Consider the following 23,598-nt stretch of genomic DNA (forward strand, 5'->3'; position numbering starts at 1 on the left):
TCGGTCGGTGGTGCGCCGTGGTGCGGGGGAGTCGACTGGCTCAGCCGTCGAGCGGCTCGTAGTCGAACCAGTCGAAGTGCACGGTGCCGGAGGCGGCGTACATGCCGATCACCCGGCCGGTGAAGCCGCCGGCGACCTCGGTGGAGAGGTACCGGCCGTCGAGGGAGGCGAGTTCGGTGCGGGTGCCGTCCGGGGCCTCGACGCCGAGGACCAGCCGGTCGGGACCGGTCCGCGGGCCCTGCGGAGGCTGCCGTACGACGTCGAGGCCGAGCACCACCGGACCGGCGGGCACCGGGGCGGAGGCGACCTCGGTGCGCACGGACCCGATCCGGGCGAGGACCCTCACTTCGCCGTCGGCCGCCTCGATCTCGTAGTGGTGCTGCTCGTCCAGCCGTACGGCCAGCCCGCCGCGTCCTTGGCCGGGGTCCACGAGGGTGCGCACCCGGCAGGAGAAGTGCTGCTGGCGGCGTCCTACGAGGGTCACGTCGGGCGCGTCGAGGGACTCCCCTGCGGCGCGCAGCGTCAGGTGGCCGGGGCGTTCCCCGGTGGTGCACAGCTGCTGGGGGCGGGCGCGCACCGAGATCCAGTGGAGGGCGAGCTCGGCGTCGTCGAAGTCGTCCCGTTTCGTGGTGGCGGGAACGGGGTGCAACGGCCAGGCGGGGGTGGGCAGTTCGCCGGTGACCTCCCCGACCACGGGCCAGCCGTCGACCCATTCCACCGGGGCGAGGAAGGTCTCGCGGCCCAGTACGTGCCAGCCGGGGGTGCCCCCGCGTGGCCGTACGGCGAGCAGCACCATCCACCAGGAACCGTCGGGCGCCTGGACCAGGTCCGCGTGACCGGTGTTCTGGATGGGACGGTTGGTGCCGCGGTGGGTGAGGACGGGGTTGTCCGGGCACGGTTCGAACGGGCCCGAGGGGTGACGCCCGCGGGCGATCGAGACACCGTGGCCGCGCTCGGTCCCGCCCTCGGCGATCATCAAGTACCAGAACTCGCCGATCCGGTACAGGTGCGGCGCCTCGGGGGCCAGGGCGCCCGGGCTGCCGGACCAGAGCGGGCGTGGCCCGTCCAGCACCTTCCCGCTGTACGGGTCCAGACGGACCTGCGCGACCCCGGCGACCGTGCACCAGCAGGTGCCGTCCTCGTCCCAGGCGAGGTCGGGGTCGATGCCCGGGACGTCCGGCAGCCGCACCGGGTCGGACCACGGGCCTGCCGGGTCGGTGGCGGTGAAGAGCATGTTGCCCTCGTCGCTCACGTTGGTGACGATCAGCCAGAAGCGGCCGTCGTGGAAGCGCAGGGTGGGCGCGTAGATCCCGCCGGAGGACGGAGTGTCGTACGGCAGACGCAACTGGGCGGGCCGGTCGAGGGCGTTGCCGATCTGCTTCCAGTGCACCAGGTCGCGGCTGTGGAAGACGGGGATGCCGGGGAAGTACTCGAAGCTGGAGCAGACGAGGTAGTAGTCGTCGCCCCGGCGGCAGATGCTGGGGTCGGGGTGAAAACCGGGGATCACCGGGTTGGTGAGGGTGCGGGTGCCGTCTGAGCGGGGGTGGTCCGACACGTGGCGGGGTCCTTTCGCCGGGGCGGAGAGGCGGAGGGGCGGGAGAAGCGCGTTCGGTATATCGGACATCGTTCGGAACGAATCCCGTGATGCCCCGAAGAGGCGTTCGGGCGAGCGGGTCCGCTACGGCAACGGCACCGCTGAAGTACTCAGCCCTTGATCGCACCGGTGAGGACACCGGTGCGCAGGTGCTTCTGGACGAAGGGGTAGACGACAAGCAGCGGTATCAGCGTCAGGACCACCACCGCCATCTGCAACGACAGCGGAGCGGTCTGCATCTGGGTGCCGCCGAAGCCGCCGTCGACCGAACCGGGCATCCCGTTGCCCCTGTTCACATAGGTGAGCAGTACGTACTGCAACGGCCACTTCGCGCTGTCCGTCGGCATGTAGAGCATGACATTGAAGAAGGAGTTCCAGTATCCGACCCCGTAGAAGAGCGCGATCACGGCGGTCACGGCACGGGAGGTGGGCAGGACCACGGACCACAGGATGCGCCACTCGCCGGCGCCGTCCATCCGGGCCGCGTCGATGAGTTCGGAGGAGGTCGACTGGTAGAAGGCGCGCAGAACGAGGATGTTGAAGACCGAGACCGCGCTCGGCAGCACCAGCGCCCACCACTGGCCGTAGCCGCCGAGCCCGGTGACGACCAGGAAGGTCGGAATCAGTCCGCCACCGACGAACATGGTGACGATCAGCAGCATCAGGACGAAGCGGTGGCCGAGCGACCTGGACCGGGAGAGCCCGTAGGCACAGGTGATGGAGACGGCCATGGAGAAGACCGTGCCGACGAGGGTGATGCCGAGGCTGACGATCAGTGCGTTCAGTACGGTCGAGTCGCTCAGCATCTGCCGGTACGCCTCGGCGGTCAGCCTGTCCGGCCAGATCACCAGACCACCGGCCCGGTTGATCGAACCGGCGTCGGAGAAGCTGGTAAGGACGATGATCCAGAGCGGGACGACGACGAGGGCGAGCACTCCGCCGAGCGTCAGGCCCTTGGCGGCCTGCCCGGCCCTGGTGGGCGGTTCCTCCCAGGACGGGCGGTTCGAACTGCCCTTGGTACGGGGGGACCTGAGTGCCGAGCGCCGGGTGGTGGCGTGGGTGAGTGTGTCGGTCATTTTCGGTACAACCCGTCTTCGCCGAAGGCGTGGGCCAGCTTGTTGGCGCCCCAGATGAGCAGGAGCGAGATCACGCTCTTGAAGAGGCCGGCCGCAGCCCCGTAGCTGTAGTCGCCGGTGGCGATGCCGTAGTAGAAGGAGAAGGTGTCCAGGACGTCCGCCGTGTCGTGGCCGACCGCTTCGCGCTGGATGAGGAACTGCTCGAAGCCGACCGTGAGCGCGTTGCCGAGCCGCAGCACCAGCATCAGGACGATCACTCCGCGCAGACCGGGCAGCGTGATGTGCCACATCCGCCTGAAGCGGCCCGCCCCGTCCACCGCCGCCGCCTCGTAGAGGTCGGTGTTGATCGCGCTGAGTGCGGCGAGGAAGACAATGATCCCCCAGCCTGCCTCCTTCCAGACCGCCTGCGAGGTGACCAGCAGCGCGAAGGTGTCCGGGTTGGTCATGATGTCCCAGGTCCCGAGGTCGTGCCGGCGCAGGAAGTGGTTGATCGCCCCGGCGCCGCCGAGCATCTGCTGGAAGATCGTGATCGCCAGCACCCAGGAGAAGAAGTGCGGCAGATAGACCACGGACTGGAAGAAGTTGCGGATTCTCGTGCTGAGCACGGAGTTGAGGAGCAGGGCCAGCACGATCGGCACGGGGAAGAACAGGATCAGCTGGACGAAGCTCAGATAGAGCGTGTTCTGCATCGCCTGCCAGAACTGGGCGTCGGAGACGAGCCTGTTGAACTGCTCGAACCCGATCCACGGGCTGTTCCACACGCCGTTCAGCGGGTCGTACTCCTGGAAGGCGGTGAAGACGCCGAAGAGCGGGGCGTAGTTGAAGACCAGGAGCAGGACGACGGCCGGCACCGTCATGAGCAGCAGGCTGCGGTCCCGGCGCAGACGGATGCGCCAGTTGCGCGGGTCCGCCTTCTCGGCGCCCGCGTCGCCGGGACCGGTGGGGCCCTTTGGCGGAGGGGGCTGCGGGGCGTCCGGATCGGGGGTGCGGGCGGCGGGGGCGTGCGCCGTGCTCACAGGCCCGTCCCGTACTTCTCCAGGACGTGGGTGGTCATCCACTCCTTGAGGCGCTTGCCCTGCCCGGACTTCCAGGAGTCGACGACCGTCCGCACCTCGGACACCGTCTTCTTGCCGTGGTTGCAGTCCTTGATGGTGTCCGCCACGGCCTGTGCGGCCTCCGCTGTCGCCATCGCCTGCGGCAGGCTGATGTTCATGCCCCAGAACGGCGGCTTGACGAGCGCCTGGACGTTGGCCTTCTCCCAGTCCGTGACGTCCTTGACCAGCTGGTCGGCTCCCGGGGCACTGATCACCGCCGCGGGGGTCGCGAGGCCGGAGTAGGTGCCGGTCTGGGCGAACTTCTTGCCGTCCTCCGTGTAGACCGGCACCCCGTTCTCACGGGTGTGGTGGACGCCCTCGACCCCGAACTGGGTCATCGTGTACTCGGCCGAGCCGTACGGAGCGGCCAAGTAGTTTGCCACCGCGAGGAGTTCCTCGATCTGAGCGGGCTTCAGATTTCTGTTGAGGTAGCTGATCATGCTGGAGGCGGGGCCCATCTCGATCCTGGGCTTCCCCTTGCCGTCGGCGGTGAAGACGTTGAGCGCACCGCGCCGGAACCGGGGATTGGCGGCGAGGCCGGACTGGTGGTCGGCGAGGACCCAGGCGCCCTTGCCGTCGCCCTTGATGAGCGTCTTGCCGCTGTAGAAGCGGGTGTTGGCGGCGGCGTTGTCGCCCGCCAGGGCATCCGGGTGCATGGAGCCGGACTTGGCCAGCCGGTAGTGCCAGTCGAGCGCCTCCAGGAACTCCTGGGTCTCGTAGAGGTGGATGAGCTTGCCGTCCTCCACTTTCCACTTCGTGGGAGCGCCCCAGAAGGTGTACACGTACGTCCAGATGTCGTCGAAGGCCCAGACGCCCCGCTTGGCGTCGGTGAGTTCCTTGCCCAGGCGCATTAGGTCGTCGGCGGACCTGACCTGGTCGGCGGTGATGCCCTTGGCCTCCAGGATGTCCCGGCGGTAGAAGGTGGCGCCGACTTCGTAGTTGCTGGCGTGCCCGGGGACGCCGTAGAGCTTGTCGTTCCAGACACCCGTCTGCCAGGCGCCGGTGGGCAGGGCCGCCAGGTTGGGGTACTTCCTGACCTTGTCGCCCGCCAGGTACGGCGTCAGGTCGGCCAGTTGGGAACCGGCCAGCTGCCCGGTGGCGAAGTTGGGGTTCCACCAGGCCGGCAGCAGTATCCAGTCCGGCAGCTTCTTGGCGGCGGTCATGGTGGGGACGATGGTGTTGTAGGTGTTGCCGTCCGCAGGCTTGACCTGGAGTTCCACCCCCAGCGCCTTGTTCATCGCCCGGTAGAAGGAGTTGCCGGCCTGCGGGTTGGTGCCCCACAGCGGAGTGACGGCCGTGTAGCTGCCGCCCTTGCCCGGTACGCCCTGGACGGTGACGGGAGGCTTGGCCGGGTACGAGAGGTAGCCGGGGTGCGTGGCCACGTCCTTGCCCCCGGCCACCGGCGCTATCTCCGGTTTCACGGCAGTGCGTGCCACATACGTCGGCAGCGCCGCCTTCATGCCTTCCTTGGTGTTCGCACCGCCGCGCTGTGCCCCTCCGCCCCCTCCGCAGGCAGTGAGCAGGGGAGACATCGCGGCGGTGCCTGCGACGGTGGCGGCGGCGGTGAGCAGACGCCTGCGGCTCATCTGGTGGCTCATGACGGTGGGGGCCCCTTCCGGCAACAGCGTGTCGAAGCGCTTCACTTGGCAGCGGAAAATAGCCGAGTTCATTCGGACGAAACAAGAGGGAGAGCAGAAGGAAACTTTCTTTTCCCTTCTCGTTGACAGGTTCTCGGCGGGAGTGAGAACGTCGATGCGCTTCGATGATGGTCTGTCAAGGCCCACCCGTCCAAGGGGAGTTGCACGTGAGTTCCGTGCCCGAGTCCGCAACTGATCAGCCTGTCTTCCGCGATTCCGGCCAACCGTTGCGCAAGCGCGTCGACGATCTGCTCTCGCGGCTCACGCCCGACGAGCGGCTCGCGATGCTGCACCAGCACGTACCGGCCGTTCCCCGCCTGGGAGTCGAGGGATTCCGTACCGGCAGTGAGGCTCTGCACGGAGTCTCCTGGATCGGAGAGGCCACCTCCTTCCCGCAGGCCGTGGGCCTCGGCGCCACCTGGGACGAGGACCTGGTGCGCAGGGTCGGCGAGGCCGTCTCGGTCGAGCTGCGCGCCTTCCACCACCACCGCACCCCCGCCACCGGCCAGGGCCGCCACAGCCTCCAGGCCTGGGCGCCGGTCCTCAACCTGCTGCGCGACCCGCGCTGGGGCCGCAACGAGGAGGGCTACTCCGAGGACCCGGTGCACACCGCCCGCATCGGCGAGGCGTACTGCCGCGGCATGTCCGGCGACCACCCGGACTACCTGCGCACCGCCCCCGTCCTCAAGCACTTCCTCGCCTACAACAACGAGGACGACCGCTGCACCACCTCCTCCGGGCTGCGCCCGCGCGTCCTGCACGAGTACGACCTGGCAGCCTTCCGCCCCGTCATCGCCTCGGGCGCCGCGACCGGCGCCATGGCCGCGTACAACCTCGTCAACGGCCGTCCCTGCCACGTCACTCCGCTCATCGAGACCGAACTGCGCCGCTGGGCCGAGCCCACCGGTCACCAGCTGTTCGTGGTCAGCGACGCCGAGGCCCCGTCCAACCTGGTCGACCCGGAGCACTACTTCGACGACCACGCCGTCTCCCACGCCGCCGCGCTCAAGGCCGGGATCGACAACTTCACCGACCACGGCGAGGACAGCGACATCCCCCTCGGCAGGCTCCGCGAAGCCATGGGGCGCGGCCTGATCGACCAGAGCGACATCGACCGCGCCGTCCGCCGCCAGCTCGAACTACGCTTCCGCCTTGGCGAGTTCGACCCGACACTCGACCCGTACGCGGCCATCGGACCCGAGGTGATCGACTGCGCCGAGCACCGCACCCTGGCCCGCGAGGCCGCCACCGAGTCCGTCGTGCTCCTCAAGAACGACGGACTGCTCCCGCTGGACGCCCGGCCCGGCCCCCGGATCGCCGTCATCGGCCCGCTCGCCGACACCCTTTACGAGGACTGGTACAGCGGAACCTTGCCCTACCGGGTGAGCATCGCCGACGGCCTCACCGCGGCACTGGCCGCCCACGGCGGCGAGGTCGTCCACGTGGAGGGTGCCGACCGCATCACCCTGCGTTCGACCACCACCGGAGAGCTGCTCGGCAAGACCCCCTTCGACGTCAACGAATGGGGCGACGACGTCCTCACCCTGCGGGCCGCCGACACCGGACTCCACCTCAGCCTCAAGGAGGACGGGACCCTCGCCGCCGACCAGGAGATCCTCAAGTCCTGGTTCGTCAACGAGACCTTCCGCCTCGAACCGGCGGGCGAGGGGCGGGTGTTGCTGCGTTCGGTGATCTCCGGCCGGTACGCCGCCGTCGACCCTGAGGACGGCCGTACCACGGTCACCGCCGACACCCCGGACACCGCCGAGCAGTGGGAGAGGGAACTGCTGCACGACGGCCTCGCCGCAGCCCGCGCCGCCGCACAGTCCGCCGACGCCGCCGTTGTCGTCCTCGGCAATCACCCGATGATCAACGGCCGCGAGACCGAGGACCGCACCGGCATCGCCCTGCCCGCCACCCAGGAGCACCTGCTCCGCGAAGTCGCCGCCGTCCGCCCGGAAACCGCGCTGACCGTCATGAGCAGCTACCCGTACGCCGTCGACTGGGCCGACCAGCACCTGCCCGCCGTGCTGTGGACCTCCCACGGCGGCCAGGAGACCGGCCACGCACTGGCCGCCGTACTCCTCGGCGACGCCGACCCCGCCGGCCGCCTTCCGCAGACCTGGTACCGGGGCGACGACGAACTGCCCGCACGCCTCGACTACGACATCATCAAGGCGGGCTGGACCTACCAGTACCACCGCACCGCGCCCCTCTACCCCTTCGGCCACGGACTGTCCTACACCGGCTTCGGCTACGGCGACCTGCGTCTTTCGCGGTCGTCGATCGACCAGGACGGCACGGTCGACGTCACGGTCACGGTGACCAACGGCGGACCACGCCCCGGCAGCGACGTCGTCCAGCTCTACGTCCGGGCGCTGGACACCCGTTACGAGGCACCCCGGCTGCGTCTCGCCGACTTCCGCAAGCTCCGGCTCGATCCCGGCGAGAGCCGCGAGCTGACGTTCCAGGTACCGGCCGAACGGCTCGCCCACTGGGACGTCGCCACCGGCGCCTTCACCGTCGACCCCGGCGGGTACGAGATCCTCGTCGCCCGCTCCGCCGGACACTCCGTCCTCACCGCACCCCTCACGGTGACCGGGAGGGACCCCGAGCCCCGTGTGGTCGTCGAACGACGCACCCTGACAGCCGACTTCGACGACCACACGGCCATCGCCCTCGTGGACGCCACCCCCACGCACGGCGACGCGGTCACCGCCGCCGACCCCGGGCGGCCCGCGACCCTGCTCTTCCGCGACACCGACCTCTCCGGAGCGGTCCGCGTCGCGGTGGAGGTCGCACGCGAGGACACCGGAACGGACGAGGCGCGGCTCGAACTCCGGGCGGCGGGGCGGCTGTTGGCCGTGGTTGACGTGCCGGTCACCGGCGACCGCCACTGGTGGACCACCGTGACCGCCGCATTCGCCGAACCGGCCGCCGGCGTCCACGACCTGCACCTGACCCTGCACGGCGAGTTCCGCCTCCGAGCCTTCCGCTTCACCGGGTCCGCCGGGTCCGCCGGGGCCGCCGGGGCCGCCGGGGCCTCCCGGTCCGCCGGGTCCTCCCGGTCCGCCGAGGCCCACTGAGGCCCACTGAGGCCCACCCCACCACGCGCGGCGGCCCGCCCTCGCACGGAGGCGGGCCGCCCGCCCCCCGACCGCGCCCGCACCACCAGATGTGGCCCCGGCGCCGGTCACGTACCCGCACCACGGCACCCCGCCGTCCCCCGACAACCGGAGAACCACCATGCCGCTCACCGACCTCGGCCCCGATGAACTCAACGAGTACCGGCCCGAGTTGTGCGTCCCCGAGGACTTCGACGACTTCTGGCGGCGCACCCTCGAAGAGGCCCGCGCACACGGCAGCGCGGTCAAGGCCGATCGGGTCACCTCCGCACACCTCCTGAGCAACGTCGAGGTCGACGACGTACGCTTCCCCGGCTGGAACGGCGAGCCGGTGGCCGCCTGGCTGCTGCGCCCGCGCGGCGCGGAAGGACCGCTGCCCGTCGTCGTCACCTACATCGGATACAGCGGCGGCCGCGGCCTGCCCACGGAACATCTGCTCTGGGCGTCCGCGGGCTTCGCCCAACTCGTCGTGGACAGCCGGGGCATGGGACACGACACTCCGGACCGGACCGTGGGCGACGGCACCCAGTGGTCCGAAGGATTCATGACCCGCGGCATCGACCACCCCGACCACTACTACTACCGGCGGCTGATCACCGACTGCGTGCGCGCCGTGGACGCCGTCTCCCAGCTGCCTGGCCTCGACGAGGACCGGATCGTGCTGACCGGCGGCAGCCAGGGCGGCGGACTCGCCCTCGCGGTCGCGGCCCTAGTCGGCGACCGTGCGGCGGCCCTGATGACGGACGTCCCGTTCCTGTGCCACTACCGCCGGGCCGTGGACATCACCGGGGAGGCCCCGTACTCGGAGATCGCCAAGTACCTGCGCTGGCACAGCCGCCACCGCGTGGAGGAGACCTTCGCCACCCTCGACTACTTCGACGGCGTCCACTTCGCCACCAGGGCCACCGCGCCCGCCCTGTTCAGCGTCGGACTGATGGACCCGATCTGCCCGCCCTCCACGGTCTACGCCGCCTTCAACCACTACGCGGGCGAAGACCGCACCATGACCGTGTGGCCGTTCGCCGACCACGGCGGCGGCTACGGCTCCAACCCGGCCGTCCAGCTCGCCTGGCTGCACGAACGCGGCACGGCCCCCGGGCTCTGACCGACCCGACGGGACCGCACCATCAACTGGCCTGTACGGAAGGGCAGTTGGCCAGCCCGGGTCAGCCCAGGCCAGCCCGGGACAACCCAGCCCGGGACAACCCAGCCCAGCCCAGGCCAGGCCAGGCCAGCCCGGCCCAGCCCGGCCCAGCCCAGGCCAGCCCAGCCCATGCCGGCCCGCGCCCAGCCCCACCCCGACCCACCCACGAGGTACCCCGTATGCACCCTCCGGACTTCCCGGAACTGCCCGCAGGATTCCGCTTCGGCGCCGCCACCGCCGCCTACCAGATCGAGGGCGCCCACGACCAGGACGGCCGCGGCCCGAGCATCTGGGACACCTTCAGCCACACCCCCGGCCGCACCCTCAAGGGCGCCACCGGCGACACGGCCTGCGACCACTACCACCGCTACCGCGAGGACGTGGGGCTGCTGCGCGACCTCGGCGTCGACAGCTACCGCTTCTCGCTCTCCTGGTCCCGCCTGATCCCCGCGGGCACCGGCCCGGTCAACCCCCGGGGCCTCGACTTCTACGACCGCCTCATCGACGAACTCCTCGCCGCCGGCATCGCACCCGCCGTCACCCTCTACCACTGGGACCTGCCGCAGGCCCTGGAGACCCCGCCCCCGGGCAGCACCGCCACCGGCGGCGGCTGGCGGGTGCGCGAGACCGCCGAGGCCTTCGCCGAGTACGCCGCCCTCGCCGCCGCGCGCTACGGGGACCGCGTCGAGCGCTGGATCACCCTCAACGAGCCGTACTGCTCCGCCTTCGTCGGCCACGCCGAAGGACGCCACGCTCCCGGCACCCAGGAGGGCCGCGGCGCGCTGGCCGCCGCCCACCACCTCCTGCTCGCCCACGGCCTCGCCGTACAGGCGCTGCGCGGCGCGGGTGCCCAGGAGGTCGGCATCGCCCTCAACATCGACCGCATCCACGCCGCCTCCGACCGCCCGGAGGACCTCGCCGCCGTACGCCGCGCCGAAGTCCTGCACAACGAGACCTGGACCGAACCGCTCCTCGGCGGGCGCTACCCCCGTGGCGAGCACGAAACCTGGGGGGCGCTGGCCGACGGCTCCTGGCGCCGGCCCGGCGACCTGCGACTGATCGGCGCCCCGCTGGACTTCCTCGGCGTCAACTTCTACCGGCCGACCACTGTCGGAGTGGCAGCCCACCGCACACCTGACCCCGGCCTCCGCGACGCCGTTGACATCGGTGTCACCGAACTCGACCCGTACGGCACCCGGCACACCACCATGGGCTGGCCCGTCGTACCGCCCGCACTCACCGAACTGCTCCGCGACCTCCACGCCCGCTACCCCCACCTCCCACCGGTGTGGATCACCGAGAACGGCTCGGCCGAGGACGACACCGTCGCCCCCGACGGCCTCGTCCACGACACCGGCCGGATCGCCTACCTGGCCGACCACCTTGCCGCCGTCGCCGACGCCGTCGCACAGGGCGTGGACGTACGCGGCTACTACGTGTGGTCCCTGCTGGACAACTTTGAGTGGGCGCGCGGCTACGACCAGCGTTTCGGCCTGGTCCACATCGACTACGACACCCTGAACCGCACGCCCAAGGACAGCTACCGCTGGTACCGGGGCATGATCACCGCGCATCGAGCGCGGACGGAGGAACCTGCCCGATGAAGTTCACCGACGGCTACTGGCTGATGCGTCCCGGCGTGGTGGCGCGCTACGCCGCGGAGGTCGCCGACATCCGGGCCGACGAGCACCGGATGACCCTCTACGCCCCCGTGAAGCACGTGCGCGGCCGGGGCGACACCCTCAACAGCCCGCTGCTCACGGTCGAGTGCTGGTCGCCCGCCGAGGGCGTGATCGGGGTGCGCACCACCCACCACGCCGGTACGCCGGACCGGGGGCCCCACTTCGCACTGCCCGGCGCGGAACCGGGCGCGGGAAAGGTGCGCAGGGACGGAGCGGTGACCGAACTCTCCGCCGGCGAACTCACCCTGCGGGTGGACACCTCCCAGCCGTGGCACCTGGAGTTCACCGCCGAAGGCCGGACCCTGACCACGGTGGGGGAGCGCGGCACCGGCTTCGTCACCGACGCGGCCGGAAGCCATCACATGTTCGGTCAACTCGCCCTAGGAGTGGGGGAGTTGGTGTACGGGCTGGGCGAGCGGTTCACCCCGTTCGTCAGGAACGGCCAGACGGTGGACATCTGGCAGGCGGACGGCGGCACCAGCAGCGAGCAGGCCTACAAGAACATCCCCTTCCACCTCACCAACCGGGGCTACGGAGTCTTCGTCAACCACCCCGGCAAGGTCAGCTACGAGATCGGCTCCGAGTCCGTCGGCCAGGTCCAGTTCAGCGTCGAGGACCAGACGCTGGAGTACTTCGTCGTGCACGGCCCCACCCCGAAACAGATCCTGGAGCGCTACACCGCCCTCACCGGCCGCCCCGCCCTCCCCCCGGCCTGGGCCCTGGGCCTGTGGCTGACCACCTCCTTCACCACCGACTACGACGAGGCCACCGTCAACCGCTTCGTCGGCGGCATGGCCGAGCGCGGCATCCCGCTGAGCGTCTTCCACCTGGACTGCTTCTGGATGCGCGAGTACCAGTGGAGCGACTTCGCGTGGGACCCCGAGACCTTCCCCGACCCGGCCGGAATGCTGGCCCGGCTCAAGGAGCAGGGACTGCGGATCTCCGCCTGGATCAACCCGTACGTCGCCCAGAAGTCGGCTCTCTTCGCGGAGGGCATGCGCGAGGGGTACCTGGTGCGCCGCGCGGACGGCAGTGTCTGGCAGTGGGACCTGTGGCAGCCCGGCATGGCCCTGGTGGACTTCACCAACCCCGCCGCGCGCGACTGGTACACCGGCAAGCTGCGCGCCCTGCTCGCCCAGGGGGTGGACTGCTTCAAGACCGACTTCGGCGAACGCATCCCCACCGATGTCGTCTGGCACGACGGTTCCGACCCCCAGCGGATGCACAACTACTACACCCAGCTCTACAACGAGGCCGTGTTCGAGCTGCTGCGCGAGGAACGCGGCGAGGGCGAGGCACTGCTCTTCGCCCGCTCCGCCACCGCCGGGGGCCAGCAGTACCCGGTGCACTGGGGCGGTGACTGCGAGTCCCACTTCAACGCCATGGCCGAATCGCTGCGCGGCGGGCTCTCCCTGGGGCTGTCCGGCTTCGGCTTCTGGAGCCACGACATCGGCGGCTTCGAGGGCACGCCGAGCCCGGCCGTCTTCAAGCGCTGGGTGCAGTTCGGCCTGCTCTCCTCGCACAGCCGGCTGCACGGCAGCAAGTCGTACCGGGTGCCCTGGGACTACGGCGACGAAGCCGTCGACGTCACCCGGGAGTTCACCCTCCTCAAGCACCGCCTCGCCCCCTACCTCCAGCGCGCCGCCCAGCAGGCGCACACCACCGGCATCCCGGTGATGCGCGCCATGGTGCTGGAGTTCCCCGACGACCCCGCCGCGGCCACCCTCGACCGGCAGTACCTGCTGGGCGGCGACCTGCTCGTCGCCCCGGTCTTCAGCGACGACGGCACGGTGGAGTACTACGTCCCCGAGGGAACCTGGACCAACCTGCTGACCGGCGAGCAGGTCACAGGACCGCGCTGGACCAAGGAACAGCACGGCTTCCACACCCTGCCGCTGCTCGTCCGCCCCGACTCCGTCATCCCCCTGGCGGCCGACGACCAGCACCCCGTCTCCGCCTGGGCCGACGGCATCGAACTGCGCGTCCACGCCTTCGCCGACGGCGCGGAGCGTACGGTCGTCATCCCCCGCTCCGACGGCCCCGGCGAAAGCGCCCGCTTCCAGCTGCGCCGCAGCGGCGACCGACTCCACGTCACCACCGACAGCCTCCGTCCGTGGCACCTGCGGATCGGCGGACCGGACGGCACCCTGCACACCTGCCCGGGCGGCACCCCGCAGGCCGACTTCCCCTGGCCGGCCTGAATCAGGCGCTTCGCACCGGTTTCGCGTTCGAGGAGCCGGACATCGGGGCAGGGTGACCGACACACGGCCGAGTTCATGTCCTACGGTTTCCGGAAGGCACCCGGATCCCTTCCGGGCGCACAGCTACGGAGGTGGGGACTGTGGCCGGGAAACGCGCCCAGCGCACGACAGGTACGCAGAGCCAGGACGGGGCGGCCAAGGTGACCATCAGCGAGATCGCCCGGGAGGCCGGAGTGTCCGTGCCGACCGTCTCGCGCGTCGTCAACGGGCGTTCCGACGTCTCACCCGACACCCGGGCCCGTGTGGAGGACCTGCTGCACCGGCACGGTTACCGGCGCCGCCCGGGGGCACAGGGGGCCCGGGCGGCGCTGCTCGACCTGGTCTTCAACGACCTCGACAGCCCCTGGGCGGTGGAGATCATCCGGGGTGTGGAGGAGGTCGCGCACGAGCAGGGCGTGGGCACGGTGGTCTCCGCGATCCACGACCGGGCGGGCGCGGCCCGCCAGTGGATGACCAACCTGAGGGCCCGCGCCTCGGACGGCGTGATCCTGGTGACCTCCATGCTTGAACCCGGTCTCCACGACGAACTGCGGCGCCTGGGCGTGCCGTTGGTGGTGATCGACCCGGCCGGATCGCCCGCCACGGAAGTGTCCACCGTCGGCGCCACCAACTGGGCCGGCGGGATGGCTGCCACGGAGCACCTGCTGGGGCTCGGCCACCGCAGGATCGGCTTCATCGAAGGCCCGCCCAGGCTGCTGTGCTCCCGGGCCCGCCTCGACGGCTACCGCGCCGCACTCGACGTGGCCGGGGCCCCGGTCGACGACGAGTTGATCGTGCCCGGCGACTTCTACCACGAGTCGGGCTTCACCGGTGCGAACCGGCTGCTCGACCTGGACGAGCCGCCCACCGCGATCTTCGCGGCCAGCGATCAGATGGCGCTCGGCGCGATCGAGGCACTGCGCCAGCGCGGTCTGCGCGTGCCCCAGGACATGAGCATCGTCGGCTTCGACGACCTGCCGGAGGTGCGCTGGTCGTCCCCGCCGCTCACGACGGTCCGTCAACCCCTGTCCGACATGGGCAAGTTGGCGGCCCGGGCGGTGCTGGACCTGGCCCGGTCGGTGCAGCCCGCCTCGCCGCGGGTGGAGCTCTCCACGGAGTTGGTGGTCCGCGCGAGCACGGCGAGGCCGCACCGCGCATAACCGAGCAGTGACTTCCGCCCCGGAGGGGCGGCAGGGGTGTCAACGTCCTTTTTCGCCAGGACCGTTGACACCCCTTTCACATGCCCGTAACTTCCGTGTCCGTCTCCCGAAAATTCTCGGACTTCTTCCGGAAGGTGCGCTGTGTCAGCCTCCGATCGAGTCGCCGCATCCCTCTTCGGTGCCGCGTCCTCCCCGTTTCCCCGCCGCCGATTTCTGGGAGCCGCGACAGCGGCCGGACTCGGTATGGCCGGACTGTCCGCCTGCTCGGACTCCGGGGCCACCACCACCGACAGCGAGGGCCGTACGGTCGTGGAACTGTGGAACATCCAGACCACGGAGCCCTCGAAATCCGTCTGGCCCGAGCGGGTCAAGGCGTTCGAGGCCAAGAACCCCAAGGTGCGCATCAAGCTCGTCACCCTGGAGAACGACGCGTACAAGTCCAAGATGACGGCGCGCACCAGTTCCGGAAAGCTGCCGGACATCTACCACACGTGGGGCGGCGGTGTCCTGAGGCAGCAGATCGACGCGGGACTCGTGGAGGACCTCACGTCCGCCGTCAGCCCCATGGCCCCCACCTTCATCCCGGCGTCGCTCAAGCCCTACGAGTTCGACGGCAAGACGTACGCCATGCCCATCGACATCGGCGCCGTCGGCTTCTGGTACAACAAGGCGCTCTTCGCCAAGGCCGGGATCACCGCCCCGCCGGCCACCTGGGCCGACTACCTCGATGCGGTCAGGAAGCTGAAGAGCGCGGGGATCACGCCCATCGCCCTCGCGGGCAAGGAGAAGTGGCCCGGCATGTACTACTGGGCGTACCTCTCCATGCGGGTCGGCGGAGTCGACAGCATGCAGAAGGCCGCCGACGCGAAGGACTTCACCGGCGACAGCTTCCTCAAGGCCGGCGAACACCTCAAGGAGCTCGTCGCCCTGGAGCCGTTCCAGAAGGGCTTCCTCGGCGCCGGGTACTCCACGCCCAACGGCGAGGCCGCGGTCATGGGCAACGGCAAGGCCGCGATGGAGCTGATGGGCCAGTGGGGGCCCAACGTGCAGGCCGACTCCGGCAAGGGCATCGGCAAGGACCTCGGGTTCTTCCCGTTCCCCGCGGTGGCGGGCGGCAAGGGCGCACAGACCGACGTGTTCGGCGGCGGTGGCGGGTACGCGGTCCGCAAGGGCGCCCCGCAGGCGGCCGTCGACTTCCTGAAGTTCTTCATGTCGCCCGAGTCCGACCGCATCCTCGTCACCAAGGCCGAGATGATGCCGGTCGTCAAGGAAGCCGTCGGCGCCCTGACCGACCCCAGCCTCAAGGCCGTCTCCGACACCCTCGGCAAGGCCACCGGCTTCCAGCTCTACCTCGACCAGGCCTACCCGCCCGCCGTCGGACAGGAGATCAACGACTCGGTCGCCGCCCTCATCGCCGGGGCCAACTCCCCCGAGCAGGTGGCCCGTTCCGTCACGCAGGTCGCCAAGAGCCAGTAAATGACCATGACTTCGACCGATAAGCGCCTCCAGCAGCAGGCCCTCGCCGAGCAGCCGGACGCGGACGGGCCCACCCGCCGCCCGTTCGCCCGCCGCTTGCGGGACTGGCTGACCCCCGTCTTCTTCACGGTGCCCGGCCTCGCTCTGTTCGGCCTGTTCGTCCTCGTGCCGATCCTGTACGCCGGGTACGTCAGCTTCTTCAACTGGGGCGGTTTCGGGGCCCCTTCGGACTTCACCGGCATCGACAACTACACCCGGCTGCTCAGCGACCCGGTCTTCCTCGGCGACCTGTGGCGCGGACTGCTGCTGGTCCTGCTGTCCCTGGGGATTCAGCTGCCGTTCGCGCTCGCCATGGCCGTGCTGCTCAACCAGAAGCTGCGCGGCCGGGCCTTCTACCGGATGCTGTTCTTCGCCCCGTACGTCCTCTCCGAGGTCATCACCGGCGTCCTGTTCTCCATGATCTTCGCGCCGGACGCGGGCCTCGCCGACAAGGTGCTCGGCGCGATCGGCCTCGACGAGCTGGGCGGACTGTGGTTCGCCGACCAGGACAACGTCCTGGCCACCGTGTTCCTCGTCATGATGTGGAAGTACTTCGGCTTCCACATGATGCTCTACCTGGCCGGCCTCCAGGGCGTCCCCGCCGCACTCCACGAGGCGGCCCGCCTCGACGGCGCAGGCCCCTGGCAGCGCTTCCGCCACATCACCCTGCCGCTGCTGGGACCGACGATCCGGATGAGCGTCTTCCTGTCCGTGATCGGCGCGATCCAACTGTTCGACCTGGTCTGGGTGGTGACCCAGGGCGGCCCCGACCACCACTCCGAGACGATGGCCGTCACCCTCTTCCAGTTCGGGTTCAAGCGCACCCAGATCGGCTACGCCAGCGCGATCAGCATCGCGATGTTCCTCATCAGTCTCGTCTTCGCCGTCGCCTACCAGCGCTTCGTGCTGCGCCGCGACACCGAAGGAGCCCTCACCTCGATGCGAGGCAACCGATGACCCCGACGCAGCCGACGCCACCGATGACCTCGAAGGCGCCGACGCCCCCGAAGGCACCGATGTCCCCCACGCTGCGGCGCAGACTGCGCTCCACACCCCTGTACGTCACGGTGTGGGTGATCGGCGTGGTCATGGTCACGCCCCTGCTGTACGCGCTCGTCTCCGGGTTCAAGTCCACCGACCAGCTCTCCGGGAACGGCTTCGGACTGCCCTCGCCGTGGGTCACGTCCAACTACACGGACGTCCTGGCCTCCGCCTCCTTCTGGCGGATGCTCGGCTCCTCCACCCTGATCGCGGTCGGTACGACCCTGCTGACGGTCGGCGCGGCAGCACTCGCCGCGTTCGCACTCGCCCGGTTCGCCTTCCGCGGCCGGGAGGTGCTGTTCACCCTCTTCACCGTCGGGCTGATGTTCCCGTTCGCCGTGGCGATCCTGCCGCTGTTCATCCTGCTGCGCACCTTCGGCCTGCTCGACAACCCGTGGGGCGTGATCCTCCCCCAGGCCGCGTTCGGACTGCCGATGACCATCGTCATCCTGCGCGGCTTCTTCCGGGAGATCCCCGGCGAACTGGAAGAGGCCGCGACGCTGGACGGCTGCTCCGCCTTCGGCTTCTTCTGGCGCATCCTGCTGCCGATGGCCCGCCCCGCCCTGGGCACGGTCTCCGTCCTCGCCGTGGTGGGCAGTTGGAACAACTTCCTGCTGCCGCTGCTCGTCTTCAGCGAACCCACCTGGTGGACGATCCCGGTCGGCGTCCAGCAGTTCCAGGGCCAGTACGCCGCGGACATCGCCCGCGTCTTCGCCTATCTGGTCCTCGCCATGGTGCCCGCGCTCGGCTTCTACGCCGTCGCCGAACGGCAGCTGATCGGCGGCATCACCATGGGCGCCACCAAGGGCTGAGCCCGCACGGGCCCGCCCGGTCGCCTCCCTCAAGCCCCCTTCGCACCACCCATTCGTACCGCACATAAGGAGTTCCATGGCCGAGCCATGGCAGAACACCAACCTGCCCGCCCACGCCCGCGCGGCGGACCTGCTCGCCCGGATGACCCACGAGGAGAAGACCGCCCAGCTCTCCAGCGTATGGATCGGCGCCGACACCGAAGGCGCCGACGTCGCACCCGGACAGCACACCTACGCCGCCCGCAGCGCCGCCCTCGACGCCCTGCTGCCCTACGGCCTCGGCCACCTCACCCGCCCCTTCGGCACCGTCCCCGTGGACCCCGCCGAAGGCGCCGCCCGCCTCGCCGGACTGCAACGCGCCATCCGCGCCGGCAACCGCTTCCACCTCCCCGCGATCGCCCACGAGGAGTGCCTGACCGGCTTCACCGCCTGGCAGGCCACCGTCTTCCCCACCCCCCTCGCCTGGGGCGCCACCTTCGACCCCGCGCTGATAGCGGAGATGGCCCAGGCCATCGGTACGTCGATGCGCGCGGTCGGCGTCCACCAGGGACTCGCCCCGGTCCTCGACGTCGTACGGGACCCGCGGTGGGGTCGCACCGAGGAAGCCATCGGCGAAGACCCGTACCTCGTCGGCACCATCGGCACCGCGTACGTACGAGGTCTGGAGACGGCCGGGATCGTCGCCACCCTCAAGCACTTCGCCGGATACTCGGCCTCGCGGGCCGCCCGCAACCACGCCCCCGCCTCGATCGGCCCGCGCGAGCTCGCCGATGTGATCCTCCCGCCGTTCGAGATGGCGCTGCGCGAAGGCGGCGCCCGCTCCGTGATGCCCGCCTACAACGACATCGACGGACTGCCCGCCCACGCACATGTCCAGCTCCTCACCCAACTCCTGCGTGAGGAATGGCAGTTCACCGGAACGGTGGTGTCGGACTACTACGGTGTCTCGCTCCTGGAGGAAGCACACCGGCTCACCGACGGGGAGGCCGGGGCGGCGCGGCTCGCGCTCGCGGCCGGTGTCGACGTGGAACTTCCGGCGGCCCGCTGCTTCACCCCCGCCGACCCGCTCCCCGAGGACCTGCTCGACCGGGCCGCACTGCGTGTCCTCACGCAGAAGTGCGAACTCGGCCTGCTCGACCCCCACGAAGGACCCGAACCCGCCGAGACCGCCGGCGCACCTGTCGACCTGAACCCTCCGCACATGCGGGAACTGGCACGACGGGTGGCCGAGGAATCGGTCGTACTGCTCGCCAACGACTCCGGTGTGCTGCCGCTCGACGGCGGATCGCGCCTCGCCCTCCTCGGCCCGCTCGCCCACGAGCAGGCCGCCATGCTCGGCTGCTACACCTTCCCCCGGCACGTCGGCGTCCACCATCCGGACCTGCCCACGGGTGTCGAGGTGCCGACGCTCGCCGAGGCGCTGCGCGCCGAGCTGCCGGATGCCGTGTTCGTCGAGGACCCGGCCGGTGCCGATGTGTGCCTGGCCGTGGTCGGGGACCGCTCCGGCCTGTTCGGCCGGGGTTCTTCGGGTGAGGGGTGCGACGCGGAAGACCTGCAACTGCCCTATGGTCAGGGTGAGTTGCTGGACGAGGCGATGGCTTCCGGTGTGCCAATGGTCATCGTCGTCCTCGGCGGGCGGCCCTACGCGCTCGGTCGCTGGGCCGACCGGGCCGCCGCGGTCGTCGCGGCGTTCTTCCCCGGGCAGGAGGGCGGCGGAGCCGTCGCCGGAGTCCTGTCCGGGCGGGTCGAACCCTCCGGGCGGCTGCCCGTCGCCGTACCGCGCAACCCCGGCGGCCAGCCCGCCCCGTACCTCGCCCCGCCCCTCGGCAGGCACGGGTTCCCCAGCACCGTGGACCCCACCCCCCTGTACCCGTTCGGGCACGGCCTCTCGTACACCGCCTTCGCCTGGGACCAACCCCACTGCGAAGCACCGGAGTTCTCCACCGACGGCGAGACCACGCTGCGCCTGACCGTACGCAACACCGGCGACCGGGCGGGCACCGAGACCGTCCAGCTCTACCTCCACGACCCGGTCGGCACCGTCGCCCGCCCCGAGGTCCGGCTCGTGGGATACGCCCGCGTACCGCTCGAAGCCGGTGCCTCGGCCGAGGTGCACGCCACGTTCCCCGCCGACCTCGCCGCGTACACCGGCGCGGACGGCCGCCGCGTGGTCGAACCCGGAGCCCTCGAACTGCGCGTCGCCGCCTCCAGCGAACACGTCCACCACACGGTGCCGCTCACCCTGACCGGCGCAGCGCGGCAGGTGGGGCGCGAACGCCGGATGCGGTGCGAGATGCGGGTGAAGTAGCACCACTCGTCCCTGTGCACGGTCAACAGCACGTCCCTTCCGCGTAGTTGAGAAACCCAACCGAGGAGAGACACCCATGCGCACCCCCGTACGCCGCCCCCGCGCCACCGCCGCCACCCTCCACGCATCGCGCGCCGCACAGTACAGTGCCGCGCGCTGAATCCGCCCCGGGGCCCGGCGAACGCCACGCCGGGCCCCGCAGCACGACGAACGAGAGGACGGCAGAACGTGCCCAGCGAACCCTTCTCCTCGCGGACGACGGTGGAGGGTCTGCCCGTGGGGCTGATGCCCCTGATCGCCTCGGTGCCGGCTCACCCACCTCGGCGCGGCGCTCAGCGGGCCGCGACACCACGACCTCACCCAGGAGCACGCCATGGGAAACGCAGCGACAATGACCCTTCCGGGACCCGTACGTCCCCACCCTGCGGCCTTCACCGTGCTGGACCTCGATCAGGCCATCCACTACTTCGTCGACGTGGTCGGCGGCGAAGTGCTGTACCGGCACGCTCCGTTGCGGGGTACGGACATCGACGGGACACCGCGCCCGTCGGAAGTCCATCTCTGCGCGCCCGCGGAGACCGCCCTGGTCGTACTGCCCCACGGCCAGCAGATCGAGCTGTCCGAGTACCGCACGACACCAGCCGCACGCATCTGAAGGCTCGTCCCTTCGCACTCGCCTCCGAGGGGTCCTCCCTGCCCCCGCTTCCCTCAACGTCCGGTATTTCGTACGGTGTTCGAAGTCTGTGACCGAGAAAAATAGAGCCGCGCCCCGGCCACGTCAACGCCTTCTCCCGAACCGGTTCTCACGCCGCCCGCGGCGCGCCCCGCATGCTTCCGCCGTGTTACGCAAACGTGATGTCCTGCTCTGGTGAGACCTCTTGACCAGCGTGAATTGTTAGCGCTCACAATGACCCTCGCAATGGTCGTTCGACCCTCGTCCGACACCCAGGAGGTGCGGTCATGACACAAGCTCAGTTCCGGCCGCCCACCATGGCCGATGTCGCACGACTGGCCGGTGTCTCGCATCAGACCGTCTCTCGCGTGCTGGGCGACCACCCCCATGTGCGGGACGCGACACGGGCCAGGGTGCTGGATGCGATCGCGGAGATGGGCTATCGCCGCAACTCCTCCGCACGAGCCCTCGTCACCCGGCGCACCCGGACCCTGGGTGCGGTCGCTTCCGACACCACCCTCTACGGTCCGGCCAGTACGTTGTGCGCGCTGGAGGAGGCGGCGCGCGCCGAGGGGTACCTCGTCTCCACGGTCAGCTTGCGCGCGTTGACGGTCGACAGCTTGTCCGAGGCGCTGGAGCACCTCAGCCAGGGGGGAGTCGAGGGAGTGGTCGTCATCGCCCCGCAGCGGTCGGCGGTCGAGGCCCTCGCCGGACTCCGCCACCCGTTCCCGGTGGTGACCGTGGGCACCGGGCCGGGGCTGGGGACCCCCAGCGTCAACGTCGATCAGCGCGCGGGTGCCTGCCTGGCCACGGAGCACCTGCTGGCCGCGGGCCACCGTCAGGTCTGGCACCTCGCCGGACCGGAGGACTGGCAGGAGGCCGTCGACCGGGCCGCCGGCTGGCGGGCCACGCTCGAAACAGCGGGTGTCGAACCGCCGTTGATGCTGCGCGGCGACTGGAGCCCCCTGTCGGGGTACCGGGCGGGCCGGAAGCTGGCCGAACGGGTCGGCAGCGGACTGACCGCGCTCTTCGTCGCCAACGACCAGATGGCGCTGGGGGTGTTACGGGCACTGCGCGAAGCCGGTGTACGAACTCCCCAGGACGTGGCGGTGGTCGGCTTCGACGACATTCCGGAGTCGGAGTTCTTCGCTCCTCCGCTCACCACCGTGCGACAGGACTTCTCGGCGGTGGGCAGGCGAAGTATCGCCCTGCTGCTGGATCTGATCGAGGGCCGGGATCTGTCCGGGACGCCCGCGACCGCCATCGAGCCCCGGCTGATCGTGCGCGACAGCTCTTTCTCGTACGGTCCCGGCCAGGGTGCAGGCGCCGCCTGACGCTGCGACTCCAAGTGCCGACTTGCCGTACTGCCCCATTTTTTTTGATCGGTATATCGAACATCGGCCGACTGGCTGGACACACGACAGTCTGTTCTCAAAGGAGAAGACCATGCTCAACCGAAGGAACTTCCTCACTGCGGCGATCGGCGCGGCGGCCGCGGGTGCCCTCACGGCCTGTGCCAAGCAGGACGACAGCGCATCGGGCTCCGACGGCGGCAGCGGCGGTGGCAAGAAGCTCACCCTCGGCTTCTCCCAGGTCGGCTCGGAGAGCGGCTGGCGTTCCGCCAACACCGACTCGGTGAAGTCGTCGGCGCAGGAGGCGGGTTACCAGCTCAAGTTCTCCGACGCGCAGCAGAAGCAGGAGAACCAGATATCCGCGATCCGCAGCTTCATCGCCCAGAAGGTGGACGTCATCGCCTTCTCGCCGGTGGTCGTCACCGGCTGGGACGCGGTTCTGAAGGAGGCCAAGGCCAAGAAGATCCCGGTCGTCCTCACCGACCGTTCCGTCGAGACGTCCGACGACTCCCTGTTCGTGACGCTGGTCGGTTCCGACTTCACGGACGAGGGCCGCCGCGCGGCCAAGATCCTTCAGAAGGTCCTCGAAAAGGCGGGCCACAAGGGACCCGTGAAGATCGCCCAGCTGGAGGGCACGACCGGTGCCGCCCCCGCGATCGAGCGCGCCAAGGGCTTCAAGGAGGTCATGGACGCCGAGCACAAGGACGACTGGAAGATCGTCGTCAGCCAGACCGGTGACTTCACCCGCGCCGGAGGCAAGCAGGTCATGGCGGCCTTCCTGCAGTCCAACCCGGACATCGACGTCCTGTTCGCGCACAACGACGACATGGGCATCGGCGCCATCCAGGCCATCGAGGCGGCGGGCAAGAAGCCCGGCAAGGACATCCTGATCGTCACGGTCGACGGCGTGAAGGACGGCTTCGCCGCCATGGCCGAGGGCAAGATCAACGCCATTGTCGAGTGCAACCCGCTGCTCGGCCCCCAGCTGATGGAGGTCGTGAAGAAGGTCAAGAACGGCGAGCAGGTCGAGCGCTGGATCAAGACCAAGGAGGGCGACTTCATGCAGGACCAGGCCAAGGAAGCCCTCCCCGGCCGCAAGTACTGATCGACACCCTTGCGGGCCGATACCCGCGCGGGCCGATATC

At 70.1% G+C, this 23,598-nt stretch carries 16 protein-coding genes; 12 read left to right on the plus strand and 4 right to left on the minus strand.

Going from position 1 to position 23,598, the window contains the following annotated elements; translation table 11 throughout:
* Positions 1 to 40: 40 nt before the first annotated feature.
* From ACZ5PB_RS08375 to ACZ5PB_RS08390, 4 genes are all read right to left on the minus strand, one after another.
* Positions 41 to 1,624 carry a glycoside hydrolase family 43 protein gene (locus ACZ5PB_RS08375; RefSeq protein ID WP_468688981.1) on the minus strand — a complete coding sequence of 528 codons (1,584 nt, stop codon included), beginning with the start codon at positions 1,622 to 1,624 and terminating at the stop codon, positions 41 to 43.
* Positions 1,625 to 1,704: 80 nt separating this feature from the next.
* Positions 1,705 to 2,670, minus strand: a complete 966-nt coding sequence (locus ACZ5PB_RS08380; protein ID WP_468688983.1) for a carbohydrate ABC transporter permease — start codon at positions 2,668 to 2,670, stop codon at positions 1,705 to 1,707.
* A complete protein-coding gene (locus ACZ5PB_RS08385) occupies positions 2,667 to 3,686 on the minus strand; it encodes an ABC transporter permease (RefSeq protein ID WP_468688985.1) in 1,020 nt (339 codons plus the stop codon). Before ACZ5PB_RS08385 ends, ACZ5PB_RS08380 begins: the two co-directional genes overlap by 4 nt.
* On the minus strand, positions 3,683 to 5,362 hold the full coding sequence (locus ACZ5PB_RS08390) for an ABC transporter substrate-binding protein (RefSeq protein WP_468688987.1): 1,680 nt from the start codon (positions 5,360 to 5,362) through the stop codon (positions 3,683 to 3,685). Before ACZ5PB_RS08390 ends, ACZ5PB_RS08385 begins: the two co-directional genes overlap by 4 nt.
* Positions 5,363 to 5,529: 167 nt before the next feature.
* On the opposite strand from ACZ5PB_RS08390, the gene ACZ5PB_RS08395 reads away from it, so the two are divergent.
* The 12 genes from ACZ5PB_RS08395 to ACZ5PB_RS08450 all read left to right on the plus strand — a co-directional run bounded on the left by ACZ5PB_RS08395 (position 5,530) and on the right by ACZ5PB_RS08450 (position 23,558).
* A complete protein-coding gene (locus ACZ5PB_RS08395) occupies positions 5,530 to 8,487 on the plus strand; it encodes a glycoside hydrolase family 3 C-terminal domain-containing protein (RefSeq protein WP_468689552.1) in 2,958 nt (985 codons plus the stop codon).
* A gap of 160 nt (positions 8,488 to 8,647) precedes the next feature.
* A complete protein-coding gene (locus ACZ5PB_RS08400) occupies positions 8,648 to 9,631 on the plus strand; it encodes an acetylxylan esterase (RefSeq protein ID WP_468688989.1) in 984 nt (327 codons plus the stop codon).
* 218 nt (positions 9,632 to 9,849) lie between these two features.
* Positions 9,850 to 11,274 (plus strand): GH1 family beta-glucosidase, encoded by a 1,425-nt coding sequence (locus ACZ5PB_RS08405; protein WP_468688990.1) that lies wholly within the window; start codon positions 9,850 to 9,852, stop codon positions 11,272 to 11,274.
* Positions 11,271 to 13,553 (plus strand): alpha-xylosidase, encoded by a 2,283-nt coding sequence (yicI, locus tag ACZ5PB_RS08410; protein ID WP_468688992.1) that lies wholly within the window; start codon positions 11,271 to 11,273, stop codon positions 13,551 to 13,553. Before ACZ5PB_RS08405 ends, yicI begins: the two co-directional genes overlap by 4 nt.
* 140 nt (positions 13,554 to 13,693) lie before the next feature.
* Entirely contained in the window at positions 13,694 to 14,752 is a 1,059-nt protein-coding gene (locus ACZ5PB_RS08415) for a LacI family DNA-binding transcriptional regulator (RefSeq protein ID WP_468688994.1), read from the plus strand.
* 243 nt (positions 14,753 to 14,995) lie between these two features.
* Positions 14,996 to 16,228, plus strand: a complete 1,233-nt coding sequence (locus ACZ5PB_RS08420) for an extracellular solute-binding protein (RefSeq protein ID WP_468688996.1) — start codon at positions 14,996 to 14,998, stop codon at positions 16,226 to 16,228.
* Between the two features lie 6 nt (positions 16,229 to 16,234).
* A complete protein-coding gene (locus tag ACZ5PB_RS08425; RefSeq protein WP_468688998.1) occupies positions 16,235 to 17,224 on the plus strand; it encodes a carbohydrate ABC transporter permease in 990 nt (329 codons plus the stop codon).
* 59 nt (positions 17,225 to 17,283) lie between these two features.
* Complete coding sequence (locus tag ACZ5PB_RS08430) at positions 17,284 to 18,120, plus strand: carbohydrate ABC transporter permease (protein WP_468689000.1); 837 nt, start codon at positions 17,284 to 17,286, stop codon at positions 18,118 to 18,120.
* A gap of 76 nt (positions 18,121 to 18,196) precedes the next feature.
* The gene (locus ACZ5PB_RS08435) at positions 18,197 to 20,428 is read left to right on the plus strand and encodes a beta-glucosidase (RefSeq protein ID WP_468689001.1); all 2,232 of its coding nucleotides are present in this window, start codon (positions 18,197 to 18,199) and stop codon (positions 20,426 to 20,428) included.
* Positions 20,429 to 20,801: 373 nt separating this feature from the next.
* Positions 20,802 to 21,083 carry a VOC family protein gene (locus tag ACZ5PB_RS08440; protein WP_468689003.1) on the plus strand — a complete coding sequence of 94 codons (282 nt, stop codon included), beginning with the start codon at positions 20,802 to 20,804 and terminating at the stop codon, positions 21,081 to 21,083.
* 305 nt (positions 21,084 to 21,388) lie between these two features.
* On the plus strand, positions 21,389 to 22,435 hold the full coding sequence (locus ACZ5PB_RS08445) for a LacI family DNA-binding transcriptional regulator (protein ID WP_468689005.1): 1,047 nt from the start codon (positions 21,389 to 21,391) through the stop codon (positions 22,433 to 22,435).
* A 112-nt stretch (positions 22,436 to 22,547) separates the two neighbouring features.
* Complete coding sequence (locus ACZ5PB_RS08450) at positions 22,548 to 23,558, plus strand: ABC transporter substrate-binding protein (RefSeq protein WP_468689007.1); 1,011 nt, start codon at positions 22,548 to 22,550, stop codon at positions 23,556 to 23,558.
* Positions 23,559 to 23,598 lie beyond the last annotated feature (40 nt).

It is taken from the genome of Streptomyces sp. NPDC032721 (assembly GCF_055579625.1).

What these genes read in the sequence shown, in the direction of transcription:
- ACZ5PB_RS08375 (WP_468688981.1), bottom strand. Translation starts at nt 1,624, where the DNA reads ATGTCCGATATACCGAACGCGCTTCTCCCGCCCCTCCGCCTCTCCGCC.
- ACZ5PB_RS08380 (WP_468688983.1), bottom strand. Translation starts at nt 2,670, where the DNA reads ATGACCGACACACTCACCCACGCCACCACCCGGCGCTCGGCACTCAGG.
- ACZ5PB_RS08390 (WP_468688987.1), bottom strand. Translation starts at nt 5,362, where the DNA reads ATGAGCCACCAGATGAGCCGCAGGCGTCTGCTCACCGCCGCCGCCACC.
- ACZ5PB_RS08395 (WP_468689552.1), top strand. Translation starts at nt 5,530, where the DNA reads ATGGTCTGTCAAGGCCCACCCGTCCAAGGGGAGTTGCACGTGAGTTCC.
- ACZ5PB_RS08400 (WP_468688989.1), top strand. Translation starts at nt 8,648, where the DNA reads ATGCCGCTCACCGACCTCGGCCCCGATGAACTCAACGAGTACCGGCCC.
- ACZ5PB_RS08405 (WP_468688990.1), top strand. Translation starts at nt 9,850, where the DNA reads ATGCACCCTCCGGACTTCCCGGAACTGCCCGCAGGATTCCGCTTCGGC.
- yicI (WP_468688992.1), top strand. Translation starts at nt 11,271, where the DNA reads ATGAAGTTCACCGACGGCTACTGGCTGATGCGTCCCGGCGTGGTGGCG.
- ACZ5PB_RS08420 (WP_468688996.1), top strand. Translation starts at nt 14,996, where the DNA reads ATGGCCGGACTGTCCGCCTGCTCGGACTCCGGGGCCACCACCACCGAC.
- ACZ5PB_RS08425 (WP_468688998.1), top strand. Translation starts at nt 16,235, where the DNA reads ATGACTTCGACCGATAAGCGCCTCCAGCAGCAGGCCCTCGCCGAGCAG.
- ACZ5PB_RS08430 (WP_468689000.1), top strand. Translation starts at nt 17,284, where the DNA reads ATGTCCCCCACGCTGCGGCGCAGACTGCGCTCCACACCCCTGTACGTC.
- ACZ5PB_RS08435 (WP_468689001.1), top strand. Translation starts at nt 18,197, where the DNA reads ATGGCCGAGCCATGGCAGAACACCAACCTGCCCGCCCACGCCCGCGCG.
- ACZ5PB_RS08440 (WP_468689003.1), top strand. Translation starts at nt 20,802, where the DNA reads ATGGGAAACGCAGCGACAATGACCCTTCCGGGACCCGTACGTCCCCAC.
- ACZ5PB_RS08445 (WP_468689005.1), top strand. Translation starts at nt 21,389, where the DNA reads ATGACACAAGCTCAGTTCCGGCCGCCCACCATGGCCGATGTCGCACGA.
- ACZ5PB_RS08450 (WP_468689007.1), top strand. Translation starts at nt 22,548, where the DNA reads ATGCTCAACCGAAGGAACTTCCTCACTGCGGCGATCGGCGCGGCGGCC.